Raw genomic sequence first — 13,889 nt, 5'->3', positions numbered from 1 at the left:
TAACCAAGTGCACCAACCAAAACAGCAAGAAACATAAAGCCTGAAGAAATAAATGGAAAATCTGAAGGTTTTTTAGAATTCAAGTCAGATTCAATAAGCATAGATAAAAATGAATATAATTTAGATGAAATAGCAAAGTTGAGATTCAAAACAATGACTATTATGGAAGAGCAACAGGTTTTAGTGGTTTTGATTTTAATATTTCTAATGGTGTTAATAATTATCTAATCTTTAAATAACAGACAAAGTGTCAATCGCATTTTTGAATTGTATAATAAGTATTACATGAGAAATATAGCTACTATACTAATAAGCTATTATTCTCATGGAAAATTGAATTTTGAGCAGTTGTTGACAATTTTTAACTTGACGTTACTAACGCCAAGCCGATGAACTAAGCAGTATTTTCACATAAATAACTAATTATGAAACTAGAACTATATCAAATCGATGCTTTTACTGATAAAATTTTTGGTGGTAATCCAGCATGTGTGGTTCCATTAGACAAATGGTTGCCAAACGATATTCTTTTAAAAATCACAAAAGAAAATGCTGTTGCGGAAACTGCTTTTTTTGTAGATAAAGGAGAAAAAATACATTTACGCTGGTTTACTCCCGAAATTGAAATGGATTTGTGTGGACACGCGACACTTGCAACCGCTCATTGTTTAAAAACGATTCTGGATTACAAAAACGATAAAATAATTTTTGAAACCTTAAGTGGAGATTTAACGGTTATTGTAGAAAACGATTTCTATTTTTTAGACCTCCCATCAAGAATGCCGCTTGAAAGTAGTTTACCTGAAAACATTTCAAAATCATTAAACATACAACCAAAGGAAGTTTTAAAATCACGAGATTATGTATTATTGTATGATTCAGAGGATGATATAAAAAACATATCTATTGACCGACAAGTCTTTGATGAAATAAACCTTGATCCAGGAGGAGTAGTAGTTACTGCGAAAGGAGTAAATTGCGATTTTGTTTCTCGATTTTTCACTCCACAGGCATCTATTTTAGAAGATCCAGTGACAGGTTCAGCACATTGCTCATTAATCCCATTTTGGGCAAATCGTCTGCAGAAAAATGAGCTTACAGCATTACAAATTTCAGAACGTATTGGTAAATTAATTTGTACAAATAAAGAAAATCGTGTAATAATTAGTGGACAAGCTAGAACGTATTCCATTGGAAATTTATGGATAGAATAAAAACTGCTGCTAACAGCTAGAGTTTCGTTGCGTGCGTAGCGCGAACAATGAAACTCGTGTTGAACGGAACCGATTGCAAGCCCTTTAACACTATGGAGTTTTCGTAGAATTGTAAGAGAGAATTATAAGAGGATTTAGTTCTCTTTTTTTTTGGAGTAATTTTAACCTTGGTTTTTTGAGTGTTTTCCTTCACTTTGGAGCATACGCGCCCTTACCCATAAAATTAACTTTTACAGGCAATTGTGTTTTGGCTACTGCCAAGATACCAAGCAGGCGGACCGCGCTGGTCAAAAACTGCTATTCGATGTAAATTACCTGTTTTGCAACTAGGACATTTAGGCAAAAAAGGTTTTCTTTCTGCTTTTTCCAGCACTTTTACATTGAGCTTTTCTTGTAAGACTTTCAGCTTTTGTCGTTTCCAAGTGCTACTCAAAAAACCGTAATAACGAATCTTAACAAAGCGTTTGGGCAAAATATGCAACGCAAAACGCCTGATGAATTCCTGATGTGTCAGTGTCATTTGTTTTTTGACGCCCGCTACTCGATAATCCTTATAAGTAAAAGTCACGTTTTGCTCGTCAATGTTCTTGATTCGATGGTTGCTAATGGCGATTTTATGGGTGTATCTTCCCAAATATTCCACCACCGACTTTGGACTTCCAAAAGGTTTCTTAGCAAATACGACCCAAGGTTTCTGCCATAATTCCTGACGAATTTGCTCATATCCAATAGGATTTTTTTTCTTGAGTTTCTCGCAAAATTTTGCCCTAAAAACCTTAGACAAGGCCTTGACTGGAAACAGAAATTTACCATCCGTTCTACTGTTTTGCCATAGTCCGTTTTTATTCACACCACCGCCAGGAACAATGCAATGTAGGTGCGGATGCAAACTCAATTGTTGTCCCCAAGTGTGCAAAACGGCGATCATTCCCATTTGCATTTCCTTGGCTTTGCCAAAGGTTTTTAACGTTTCCCAAGTAGCTTCAAACAAAGTATCGTACACTATTTTTGGCTGATATATCGCTAGAGAATTAACACTATCGGGTAAGGTAAAAACTACGTGGAAGTATGGCACCGGCAAGAGTTCTGTACTTCTGGCTTGTATCCAATCTTCTCGTTTGTTGCCCTGACACTTCGGACAATGTCGATTGCGGCAAGAGTTGTAGCTCATAGTGAGATTACCACAACCATCGCAAGCATCGATATGACCGCCCAACTCGGCCGTTCTACATTTCTTAATTGTTGAAAGCGTGCGGAGTTGCCAAGTATTCAATCCATAGTTTTCAATTTTTGAGCCTATCTTGCGCAGTACATCCGCTACTTCAAACTTTGACTGCATTGTGCAAAAAGAGTATCGAGTGGACTAAAAATGCGCTGGCTCTCGAGTTGGGCAATGTGCAAGTATTCCATCGTAGTTTCGATGTTTTGATGCCCCAAAAGGTCTTTCAAAGTCATAATATCCATGCCGTCTTCGAGCAAATGTGTGGCATAACTGTGCCGCAGCGTATGCGTGTGAACTTCTTTTTTAACGCCTGCTGCCTTGGCGACTTGCTTCACCGCCCATTGCACGCCTCGCTGTGAATACCGATTGTCAAAATCGCCACCTGCTCCATTAGGCAAAGGCTGTCCATTAAAAAGATAATCTTGGGGTTTTTCGGCTTCGATGTATTTTTTCAGCCCACGAACTAAATGTTCTGAAAGCGGTACATAACGGTCTTTTTTACCTTTACCTTGAACCACTTTGAGCTGTTTTCTGTCGAAATCCAGATCTTGTAAACGCACACTTCTAACTTCCATACAGCGAAGTCCGCAACCATAGAGTAAACCAATCAGGATTTTATGTTTAAGCAGCTTGGCACACTGGAGCATCGCCCAAACTTCCTCTTTACTCAAAACAACAGGGAGTTTTTTATCGTGTTTTATAGACGGCAAACGAAGGAATTCATACGGTAAACCTTCGGATTTTAGCAAAAACCGAAGTCCGTAAACACAGTGTTTAAAATACGTTTGAGAAGGTGTTTTCGACTTTTTTTGTTGGTAAAACAAGTAGTCCTGTACTTGTTCAGAATCTAATTCGGTTGGGATTTTACCAAAGTAAAGCGAGATAGCCGCAACATGGCGCGAATAGTTATTGAAGGTACTTTGGCTTCTGCCCAAAATCGAAACCGTTCGCTCAAAACGATCTAAAAGTCCTCAAAACCCGGAACTTCGCGCTTGGCTTGGTTGAGAATTTTGTTTTCTCTTAATGCATCATGATGCTTTTTTTTGTAGTCATAATATTCTATTTTTAATTACCTTCGTAAGATAATCAAAATCAACAATGGTGCTACCGAAGGTTTAGTTCAACACAGGTTTTATGCTATTGTTAGGCTTGGTTTTTATTTGGAAAGTATAGTGACTATCTTTTTATTGGCGCTTTTTCTTTCAAAGTTTACGATATGTTTGTAAACGCCACTGTTAAAAATATGCAACAGGCGTAAAACCTGTGATCATTAGCGGTAATTTACTCACAGAAGCATAAAAAAAAATATGACCGAATTAGAAAATTATATAAAATCTTACTTTGGAGTTGTTGAAATAAACGATATAAAAATGATCGTTTCATTATTCAAAATTACAACTGTCAAAAAAGGGGATTTTTTATTAAAATCAGATAAATATTGTGATAAATTAAGTTTTGTACAATCTGGATTTTTGAGAATGTTTGCTTCGACAGACGATAAAGAAATAACGCAATGGATTTCTACAAAAGGATATTTTTCTACTGATTTGGCAAGTTTTATTTTTGAAACAAAATCACGTTGGACTATACAAGCATTAGTTGATAGCGAGATTTTTACGATTACAAAAGACGATTACAAAAAGATTGGAGATTTAGTTCCACAATGGAATGAACTTGAAAAATTATTTCTTGTCCGATGTTTTACAATATTGGAAGACAGAATTTTTACTCATTTATCAATGTCAGCAGAAGAAAGATATAATTTCTTTTTTGAAAACAACAAGGGACTATTTAATCAAGTTCCATTACAATATATTGCATCATTACTTGGAATGACTGCCGAAACATTTAGTAGAATTAGAAAAAAGCAACTTTTATAATTTCTTGATTTTTGTCAAGAGCAAAATAATTAATCTGTTAGAACTTTGTAGTGTAAATTAACGACAAAACAAATGAAAAAATTAACAACAATTATTTTAATCCTATTTTTAAACGCAACAGCAATGGCAAAAGAAATCAAAACAGAAATTTTAATTAATGCGACACCAGAAAAAGTTTGGTCAATTCTAACAAATTTTGAAAATTATCCAAATTGGAATCCATTTATTAAGTCAATAATAGGAGAAGTGATTATAGGAAATAAAATTATCGCAAGAATTGAACCGCCACAATCAAAAGGAATGACATTTAAACCAAAAATTCTAACTTATAAAACTAATAATGAATTGAGTTGGCTTGGTCATTTTTTGTTTGCAGGAATTTTTGACGGAGAACATAAATTTGAGCTTATTGACAACGGAAACGGAACTACAATTTTTAGACAAAGTGAAAAATTTAAAGGTATTCTTGTACCAATTTTTAAAAAACAACTTGACAATAACACAAAAAAGGGATTTAAAGAAATGAACAATAAATTAAAAGAATTAGCAGAACAAAGATAATTACTGCGGGTAACGGCCGTTCCTAAAATGACGGTTTTTGTGGTAAAATCCATCTTAAATTCTGTCTCAATACTTCCATCTATGCTGTTGGGGATTTTGCCGATAGATCCAATACAGCTCTGTAAAAAAAAAAGTGTGCATACTGTGTCGGCAATCGGGAAATAGACACTGTTGAAAGATTTATTGTCTAAAGCAAATGGGGAATGACTATTGCTGAAATGCTTTGTCTTCTTTCCGATTATAATTCTGAAACTGCAGAAGCACTAGAATATATTAATGAGTTTATCGAGATTTTCTTTTCTGTGAATTTGCCGGATTCAGTGCTCACTTTATATTGGAGATGGGTGGTCAATAAAAGGGAAATTTACAGTTTACTTAATATATTTATCAATCATATATTGAGTAATCCGTTTTAATGGCTTTTCATTTTCTGGGTTAAAACTGGGCCCATTAAGAAAATCCAAATGATTTCCCGTTTTACAATACTACAATACTGGTTTATTATGTATAAAAAAATGTTGTGGTATCACAAATTTTAATTTTTCTAAAATTCAGAATATTTTTATTTATTGGCATCGTTGAATACAAGTTTACAATGCCCACTGCTATGGTTGTACAAATAACTGCTTTTTAATGGTATTTTTGCCACTTCTTTCTGGGGAAAAAAAATATTCAAATACCAAAATAACGACTACTGTAAGGCCTGGAAAAACTATTTTTTTTTGAAAAGTATGTTTTTTTTTTTCAAATATTGATGGTTGGATGGATTGATCGATATCTTTTTTGACAATTTTTTTTAAAAAAGAGTTTCTACGAGATTTGAATTGCAAGTTATTAATATTATAAAGTCACAACTATAAGGAATTATTCCGTTCTGAACGCCCCGCAATTGTTATTACAAGAGGAATAACTATTGCGGGGCGGCGCAAGTCTTTGAAGCTTCTGTTTTGCGTTATACCTTATTTTTATATATCAAAAAATGCAAAAAAAACTAGAATATGGTGCATATTATTTGAAGTGTCTACGAATTTCAATTATTAGTGTTACACTATGATTTATCTCCCGTCATTACTTTTCTAAAAGTATAAGGATAGTTTATTTAATAAAGGACAGGCAGGTTGTACTACCTGTCCTTTTTAGTTTAATTTAGTAGTAGCGCGTCCACTCCTCTGCCTGCAAAATCGGTGCACAGGTTAAAAGCAGACTGTACCCGCAATTGTCCAGTGCCGCCCATTAAAAGTGAAGACACTTTGGCCTCATCATGCTTGTACGTACGTACATTTTGAAAGTAGCCCGTTATAGCGTTGTATGCTCCAAAAACGGTGCCTTTGGTAGTGTCCATTAGTTGGGTAGTGTCTGACATGGCGTATGAAAAAGCACTATCTACCATATTGGTAAAGCAAGAAGATAGTTCGTCCTCATTACCGTCTTGGAGGTTTTTGAGCACCTCTTTGCTAGGTGCAAGGGCAGACTGAATGAGTTTTTTTACTTCGTTGTCTGAGATACGAATTTTTGTCCAATAATTGAAAATCGCTTCCATTTGTGCCGATAGTACATCGGTAATTCCCATGACCTTGTATGCCTGTTCCAAACGTTGTTTGGCATTGGAGGTATGGCGAATGCGCACGGTATTGCTTTGGTTGCGTAGTGCAGCATTGAGGGTATTGGCGCATACAATACGAATAGGAGTAAAGGCTGCTGTAATGCTACCGCTTCCGTCGTGAGAAGTCGTTAGGAAAAGGTATTTTTCGATAAGGTCGTCTTTGCCCACGCGGATATATTTGGGGAGTTTAGCGGTAATAAAAATGCGTTCCCCTTTGCCCAAAGCCCCTGCGGTTTCGTATAAGATACCATCACCGCCTACAATAGTATCAAAAAATGAAAAGGCATCTCTGTTTTGTACAATTTGATAGTCTTTACCCACGACGCCTAGAACGACATCATTGTCGGTGCGTACAGTACTGAAATAATTCGGTACTTCGATGTTGCTGTCCTGTAGACTGGGAGTGAAAAGTTTTCTTTTTTCGACTTCGTAGTCTAATCCTGCGTGGAGTATTGCTTCGGCGCTTGTGGGATATTCCTGTATAACCTGCCCTAAATTGTGCCATGCTTTTTCTTTGACACTGAAAAAGCTGTGTTTTGCCGTTTGCTCGTTGTAATTGAGATTGTGTGCCATGATGTTGCGATTTAGATTATTACTATTAATTTTTCAATTCCTTCCTCTGTACCCGTCACCCTAAAAAAAATGTTTTCAAAAGAAAAAACGGGAAAAAAGAAAGCAAGAAATAAGGGGCTTATGGATGTGGAGAGCTATAAGTCCCGAAGGGTGGCTAGTGTAACGCAGCCATTATGCGCTTGCAGCATCCAGGAGACACTATCTTAGCTGCCTTTTAGTCCGTTTAGAATGAAAACTCGATTTAAAATCTCTTAATTTTAGATAAAGAAATCCGATTTGTTTAATTGCTTTAGGAATAGTACAATCAGTACGCTATTAGTAATGGTATAAACAATAAGCTCTGAGAGAAGACTCTTTTTTTTAAGGTGGTAAACTGGGTTTTGATTATGATTTGATCCTATTTTAACAATGGTAGTGTATGTTAATCCTAAATCATGTATTGGAATTTAGATTGTTCTTACTATTTTCGTAAGAAATTATCTAATTTTAATTTCCTTTACTTTATTAAAATAAAATGCAGCTATGACCCCTATAAAAACCTTTGGAATAATGTATAGATTCTTTCATTTATTACTGTTGTTCTTATTCATTTCCTGTGGCTCAAACAAAAGCAAACTGTCTGATAGAAATTATTTCAATAGAAATTATTTTTACAATGATTCTTTGAAAGTGGGAATTGATTTTGATAAAAATATTCAATTTAGAGAAGCTTCTCTGGGCAAAGAAAAAGAATTGAAGCAAGTATTAAAGAGTAATAATATATCATCAAAAGATCTTTTTTTAGTTGCTGATGCAAAAGAAAATGGAATTGAGATGTATTTTTTTTACCAGAATGCCCAACCATTAGTCGCTAATTTTAAAAATGCTAAAATTCTAGTATCTGTTGCCATAAATAATACTTTCCTTTTCGAAAAGCAAAAAGGGAAAAGAAAAGTTTTAGGATTGGTGAAAACCAATTCAAGAAAGGACAAGAACTTTTCAGTATTCGTTAATGATTTATTGAATAAAATTGATATTGACTCATTGAATACCAATAAAATGTCCTATGTATCCATATTTGTGAAAAATTTTCCTGGTATACATCCCAACCCGCTTTATGCAAGCAAAAAGTTGGAAACCGCACCTCTAAAATCTGAAAAGGGAAATGATGATAAATTCCAGTTCTTATCAACTGTTAATGCATCTATGTCTAATAATAAATTGTATGATTCGTTACTTTTAGATTACGAAAAAGAACGTAAACAAAATTTTAATTCCTTGATTGCCGATTTATCTAGTAAAGAGGATGTTTACAAAGATGATCTGGTTTTTGGGAAGATTGCAGAAATAGCAAAAGAAAACCAAGTGATTATGCTTAATGAGGATCATTATTATCCAAAGCATAGATTGTTTGCAATGGAATTATTAGAAACGTTGAAAGCGAATGGATATAATTATTTGACATTAGAAGGATTTAATAGTAAAAGTTCAGAAAAGGAGTCCACTCCAAATTATAAGAATGGAATTTATACAGATGAGCCTTATTTTGCTCATTTCATCAGAAAGGCAATCGCTTTAGGTTTTACTGTTTCAGGACATGAAAACTTTGAGAAAGGCGTTGATAGAGAATTGGGTCAGGCCAAAAACATCGTAAAGATTCTAGAGAAAAATCCAAGTGCTAAAATTTTTGTATATGTTGGGCATTCTCATATAGAAAAGAAAGACGATAAGGATAAATGGATGGCAGAATATTTTAAGGAATTATCAGGAATTAACCCGATAACAATCAACCAAACAGTCATTTGTGCAGATACTAAACAAGATTTAACTTTAATTCCTCGTAAATATTTGACAGACAAGACGAAAGTAAAATCTTCTGCTGATTATTTTTTGGTTAATAACCTTAAACCAAGTTTAAAAATTATTTATCCCAATGTTGAATTCAAAAAAACAATTATTAAGGATAAAAAATTTTCTGACTATAAAAATAACAAGGTTTTAGTTGAAATAGTTGATTTTAAAGAATTTGATTTGATGAAGAATTTGGCGATTCCAATTAAAAGCTTTTTAATTATTCCTAGAAATGAAACTATTAATTTTGAATTGCCAATTGGTACATACCACATTTTTGTTAAAACGGATGATGATAAAACGATTTATGATCAGGCTATAATTGTAAATTAATGTACAAATACAATTGCTCAAAAACTAATTTCATGGAATTTGAAACAGGCTTATATTCCCTACTTTCATATTTGGTTTTAAATTTTAACAATGCAAATTTTACTTCTAGGCATTAAGCATTAATGCCAGTAGAATATGTCTCTTAATATTTTGAGAATAGGGAAGGATGTAAATAATTTGGATTCATTGAAGCGTGTCATCATTCATTCTCAGTTAGTTTAAACAGCACTTTGCCGGGATATTTCTCTGCATAAGCAAGAATTAAATCCACAATGTATTGGTTGCTTTTGTAGGGAGTAACATGATCTTTTATCTCAGAGGGATCCGCAAAACCAATATCTGAAGCGATATATCCCATGCCATAAAAGTGACCGTTTTCAACCCAAATGCAACTGCGTTCTTCGGCAGTTCTGCCTTTGTCTATAATGGCAAAGCTTGGCCTGTTTTTTACTAAAAAAGCAATGGCGTTTTCGACTTGCTCGTTGTGTCGTTCCACTTCCGGTAAATCGTTCCGATCCGGTTTTGAGTTAAATTCACCACGGTCGTCCATACCGTAGTTACAGAATCGATTATCAATGTCAAATTGTTCGGCCAGGCTTCGCAATACATTGATGCCTTTGTATAAACTGTTGAAAGACTCAATGCAGGTCTGAAATTTGGCTAACTTTCCAATAGCGAGATAGCGGTAACCGCTGCGGGCTTCATACTCATACAGCCCATATTTAGGGTCAAAGCGCTTTAATGCCCTGTTGTAGGTGGGCCACAGTTTCTTAATTTCAGTACACTCCAGCAGCAACGCAATTAATTCGGTAGCACAAACTTCAAAGGAAATACTATATATGTCTCTAAGGAAATTTTGCCTTTGTGGCGTGATATTATGGACAATGAAATGGGAGGCCACCCGTTTTTTTAAGTTGATTGCCTTTCCTACGTAAATTACTTTCCTAGTCTGATCATAAAAATAATACACACCTGCTTTTTCCGGTAATTGCTCAAAGTCAGCAGGTGGCAGGTTGGGTGGCAAGCGTTGGTCTTGTGCAGTCTTTTTTATCATTTTTTCGATTATACCTTCGACGTCCCATTCCAACAAACGGAAAAACAAAATAGCAGTAGCATCCGCATCACCACCGGCGCGATGTTGGTTTATTAAAGGAATGTCTAGCGAATGGCAAAGCCTACCCAAGCTGTACGAACCCAATCCCGACTTAATCTTTCTAGCGGCACGAAGGGTGCACAATTTTGGAGCGGTCCATTTAAATCCGCTTGCTTCGAGTTGGTGGCGAACAAATGAATAATCGAAGTTGACATTATGGGCAACAAAAATACGTCCGTTAAGCATTTCTACAACCTTTTCAGCAATATCATCAAAAATAGGTGCATCGCTTACCATTTCATTGTTAATACCCGTGAGGGAAAAAATGGGTAACGGTATTTCTTTTTGTGGGTTGACGAGGGTTTCCCAACGGTCGACTATACTAGTTCCGTTATGGATAATAATGGCAAATTCTGTAATGCGACTGCCACTGGCATTACCACCTGTGGTTTCTATATCTACTATTGCGTATTCCTGTTTTTTCATCTAAAATATAACGTGAATGGTATTGATAATCTTTTGTAAAAGTGGTTAAAGCGCACAGTATCCACCCCTAAAAGAGTCAAACAGACTCTTTTTTTGCGCCCACCTCCATTTTATGCCTTGACAGGTTAATTTCATGTTCCTGCGGATAAGGTGCCCGATGGGTCATGCTGACATCTTCCCGAATCTGTTGGTGTACTTTATATTGCCGGTCGCTGGTGTTGGAATACCTTGGATCGGAGATGAAGGGCATTTTAGCCATTTTGGAAATGGTAATAGTAGGAAAGTGATAATCCACTTCAACAGTTCCCAATAATAAATAACAGCCCCCACCTTGAAACGGATATTTCTCCAAACTTTTTGTGAAATGTGCCGTGTCAAAATATTCGCCCTCTATGTCTACCCAAGTTCCAAAATACATGGCGCCCATTTTGGTAGGCACATGTTTTCTTGAAATAAGATAGGCTAGCATTTTTACCGTTTTTTTATGGTGACTCAATAAGTCTTTTGCCATTACGTGTCCCCTATATTTTGTCTGTAATAAATCGAATGGGGTGCAGGAGACCGGAAAACTCAACAATTCGATTTCATCAAAAGCATCTTCAAAAGGGGAGCGTTCCAGTATTGGGAGTTCATATTCTTTGATTGGTTCTTGCAGCAACATCAAGTTTCTGTTTTCGGGTTTGAAATTGACCAGAATGAGTCTGGCGATCACCAGCAGTTGGTTTTTTGTTTTTTCCGTAAAGCGGAACGCTCCGATAAAAATCAAAATTTGTATGCCTTCAATGCCTATTGGAATGCGATTGATAAAATCTTCCAAAGAGTTGAATTTCCCCTTTTCTTCCCGCTCCTGAACTATACAATGCGCTTCTTTACTTTCCAAACCTTCCAGAAGCATCAAACCAAGATAGACGTCGATGCCGAATAGGGCAGTTTCATAATCGCTCTTATTTACACAGGGATTCTGAATGGTTGCACCCGACATTTTGGCTTCATGAACGTATACTTCAGTACGGTAAAAACCACCCTGATTATTGATAACGGCTAACATACATTCAATAGGATAGTAGACTTTGAGGTAGAGACTTTGGTAACTTTCCACCGCATAAGAGGCAGAGTGTGCTTTGCAAAACGAGTAGCCAGCAAAGGATTCAATCTGACGGTATATTTCTTCACTCAACTTCAGCGGATGTCCTTTTTGCGCACAACAGGCAAAGTAATTGTCTTTTACTTTTTGCAACGCTGCTTTGGAACGTCCTTTACCACTCATCGCCCTACGCAGAATATCTCCATCGGCAGCGGGGAGGCCAGCATAGTGTAATGCAATCTTGATTACATCTTCCTGATAGACCATCACACCATAGGTTTCGCCGAGCTGTTCTTTAAAAACGTCATGAAAATATTCGAACTTATCCGGATGATTGTGCCGGAAAATATATTCCTTCATCATACCTGATTGGGCGACCCCCGGACGGATGATAGAAGAGGCAGCAACAAGCGTTTTATAATTGTCACATTTCAGACGGCTCAAAAAGTGATTTGCCTTCGCCTCATTTTTTGATATAGAAGTGTCGCGTATATCTACTTTGATTCCTCTGTTTTTCTCAATCAACTTCACACTGTCATCGATATGGCCAATTTCCCTTTGGCTTAGAAGATCAAACTTTTCAAAACCGATGTCTTCTGCAATGTACATGTCGAACAAAACGATTTGAAACCCTTTCGGAGGCATTTCTAGTGGTGTATAATTGGTGATGGGTTCTTCCGAAATCAAGATGCCGCAGGAATGCATGCTGCGTTGATTGGGGTATTTTTCGAGCAACATTCCGTATTCTTGGACTAGCTTTACGATTTGATTGGTATCATGCAACGCCATCGGGTTTTTAGCCAATGTATCCAATTCTTCCTTCGGCAATCCAAATACTTTACCCACTTCCCGGAATATGGAGCGGTATTTGAATTCCACATTGGTTCCGCAGAAAGCGACATGATCGGCACCGTAGGTATCAAAAATGTATTTGAGTATAGTATCGCGTTCTTTCCAGGACCAGTCAAAGTCAAAATCGGGAGGACTCTTGCGGTTCACATTGAGGAAGCGTTCAAAATACAAATCCAATTCTATCGGGCAGATGTCCGTGATGCCCAGACAATAACTCACGATACTGCTGGCACCGCTGCCCCGACCAATATGCAAAAAGCCTTGGCTCATGCTGTATTGAATGATGTCCCAGGTGATGAGAAAATAACCGCTGAATTCCAATTGATCAATTACCTTTAATTCTTTTTCCACTCTTGCTGTTGCTTGCGGATTATCGGTACCATACTTTTTAATTAATCCCTCCTGAGCGAGTTTAGTCAAAAGCAGCATGTCGCTTTCCAGACTTCCGGAATAGTATTTTTTGTTTTTGGACGTTTTGAAGTCAAATTTAAAATCGCACAGATCCATCAGTTTTAAAGTGTTTTCGATAATTTGCGTATATTCCTCAAATTTCGAAAGCAGTTCCTCTAAAGGAATCATTACTTCAGACGTCTTACAATAATCGTTTTCAGTCAATTTGGATAAAATCACATTGGTATCAATAACTCTCAGGATTTTATGCAAATTAAATTCTCTTTTGGTACGGAAGGTGACTGATTGCAGAACCACCATTTTGTGAATCCAAGTCTTCCATTGGGGTAAAAACAATTTGGGTAGCTGTTCGGAAGTAATACCTAGATATTCATTATCTTTTAAAAAGGAAGGCAAGTTTTCAAAAGGATAAATAATGATTACGTCCTTAAATGAGGGTGCGACCAATGGCAAGGGAATGGCCTCAAAATTATGTTGGGTCAGAAAGCGGTTCATTTCGGCTAAACCATTCACATTTTTAGCCAAACCGATATAACGCAATTGATGGTTGCAACGAAATTCGATACCCACGAGTGGTTTTATCCCAACTCCGTTGCATGCTTTTATAAAATCATAAATACCGGTAACCGTATTGATATCCGTTAATGCCATTCTTTTCACCCCACAAACAGCAGCTTGCTGAACGAGATCCAGCAATGGTATAGTACCGTAGCGCAGGGAATGAAAAGAATGACAGTTGAGGTACAT

9 protein-coding genes are annotated in these 13,889 nt (G+C 36.3%); 4 read left to right on the top strand and 5 right to left on the bottom strand.

Annotated elements, in window-relative coordinates:
• Positions 1-425: 425 nt before the first annotated feature.
• The gene (locus BUC23_RS14665) at positions 426-1,214 is read left to right on the top strand and encodes a PhzF family phenazine biosynthesis protein (RefSeq protein WP_073210714.1); all 789 of its coding nucleotides are present in this window, start codon (positions 426-428) and stop codon (positions 1,212-1,214) included.
• 223 nt (positions 1,215-1,437) lie between these two features.
• On the opposite strand, the gene BUC23_RS14660 is transcribed toward BUC23_RS14665, so the two are convergent.
• Positions 1,438-2,553 (bottom strand): IS91 family transposase, encoded by a 1,116-nt coding sequence (locus BUC23_RS14660; protein WP_073210712.1) that lies wholly within the window; start codon positions 2,551-2,553, stop codon positions 1,438-1,440.
• Positions 2,532-3,371, bottom strand: coding sequence for a tyrosine-type recombinase/integrase (locus BUC23_RS14655; RefSeq protein ID WP_073210709.1), 840 nt, complete (start codon positions 3,369-3,371; stop codon positions 2,532-2,534). Before BUC23_RS14655 ends, BUC23_RS14660 begins: the two co-directional genes overlap by 22 nt.
• Positions 3,372-3,743: 372 nt before the next feature.
• Between BUC23_RS14655 and BUC23_RS14650 the strand changes: the two genes are divergently transcribed.
• Both BUC23_RS14650 and BUC23_RS14645 read left to right on the top strand, forming a co-directional pair.
• Positions 3,744-4,316, top strand: a complete 573-nt coding sequence (locus tag BUC23_RS14650; protein ID WP_084538364.1) for a Crp/Fnr family transcriptional regulator — start codon at positions 3,744-3,746, stop codon at positions 4,314-4,316.
• Between the two features lie 72 nt (positions 4,317-4,388).
• A complete protein-coding gene (locus tag BUC23_RS14645; RefSeq protein ID WP_208609326.1) occupies positions 4,389-4,877 on the top strand; it encodes an SRPBCC domain-containing protein in 489 nt (162 codons plus the stop codon).
• Between the two features lie 1,141 nt (positions 4,878-6,018).
• On the opposite strand, the gene BUC23_RS14635 is transcribed toward BUC23_RS14645, so the two are convergent.
• Complete coding sequence (locus BUC23_RS14635; protein WP_073210704.1) at positions 6,019-7,053, bottom strand: DUF932 domain-containing protein; 1,035 nt, start codon at positions 7,051-7,053, stop codon at positions 6,019-6,021.
• Between the two features lie 522 nt (positions 7,054-7,575).
• Between BUC23_RS14635 and BUC23_RS14630 the strand changes: the two genes are divergently transcribed.
• Positions 7,576-9,216, top strand: a complete 1,641-nt coding sequence (locus BUC23_RS14630; protein ID WP_073210702.1) for a hypothetical protein — start codon at positions 7,576-7,578, stop codon at positions 9,214-9,216.
• A 199-nt stretch (positions 9,217-9,415) separates the two neighbouring features.
• On the opposite strand, the gene BUC23_RS14625 is transcribed toward BUC23_RS14630, so the two are convergent.
• Together BUC23_RS14625 and BUC23_RS14620 are read right to left on the bottom strand one after the other, a co-directional pair.
• Positions 9,416-10,795 (bottom strand): exonuclease domain-containing protein, encoded by a 1,380-nt coding sequence (locus BUC23_RS14625; RefSeq protein ID WP_073210700.1) that lies wholly within the window; start codon positions 10,793-10,795, stop codon positions 9,416-9,418.
• A gap of 76 nt (positions 10,796-10,871) precedes the next feature.
• Positions 10,872-13,889: a helix-hairpin-helix domain-containing protein gene (locus BUC23_RS14620; RefSeq protein ID WP_073210698.1), complete on the bottom strand. Its 3,018-nt coding sequence runs from the start codon at positions 13,887-13,889 to the stop codon at positions 10,872-10,874.

The organism is Flavobacterium xinjiangense, assembly GCF_900142885.1.
GTDB classification, from domain to species: domain Bacteria; phylum Bacteroidota; class Bacteroidia; order Flavobacteriales; family Flavobacteriaceae; genus Flavobacterium; species Flavobacterium xinjiangense.
The sequence above is the reverse complement of the archived record's forward strand: the minus strand, read 5'-3'. Positions and strand labels throughout refer to the sequence as shown.

Bases quoted from the DNA above. Each gene is read 5' to 3' on its own strand.
- BUC23_RS14665 (WP_073210714.1), top strand. From the start codon at position 426: ATGAAACTAGAACTATATCAAATCGATGCTTTTACTGATAAAATTTTT.
- BUC23_RS14660 (WP_073210712.1), bottom strand. From the start codon at position 2,553: ATGCAGTCAAAGTTTGAAGTAGCGGATGTACTGCGCAAGATAGGCTCA.
- BUC23_RS14650 (WP_084538364.1), top strand. From the start codon at position 3,744: ATGACCGAATTAGAAAATTATATAAAATCTTACTTTGGAGTTGTTGAA.
- BUC23_RS14645 (WP_208609326.1), top strand. From the start codon at position 4,389: ATGAAAAAATTAACAACAATTATTTTAATCCTATTTTTAAACGCAACA.
- BUC23_RS14635 (WP_073210704.1), bottom strand. From the start codon at position 7,053: ATGGCACACAATCTCAATTACAACGAGCAAACGGCAAAACACAGCTTT.
- BUC23_RS14630 (WP_073210702.1), top strand. From the start codon at position 7,576: ATGACCCCTATAAAAACCTTTGGAATAATGTATAGATTCTTTCATTTA.
- BUC23_RS14625 (WP_073210700.1), bottom strand. From the start codon at position 10,795: ATGAAAAAACAGGAATACGCAATAGTAGATATAGAAACCACAGGTGGT.
- BUC23_RS14620 (WP_073210698.1), bottom strand. From the start codon at position 13,889: ATGTACCTCAACTGTCATTCTTTTCATTCCCTGCGCTACGGTACTATA.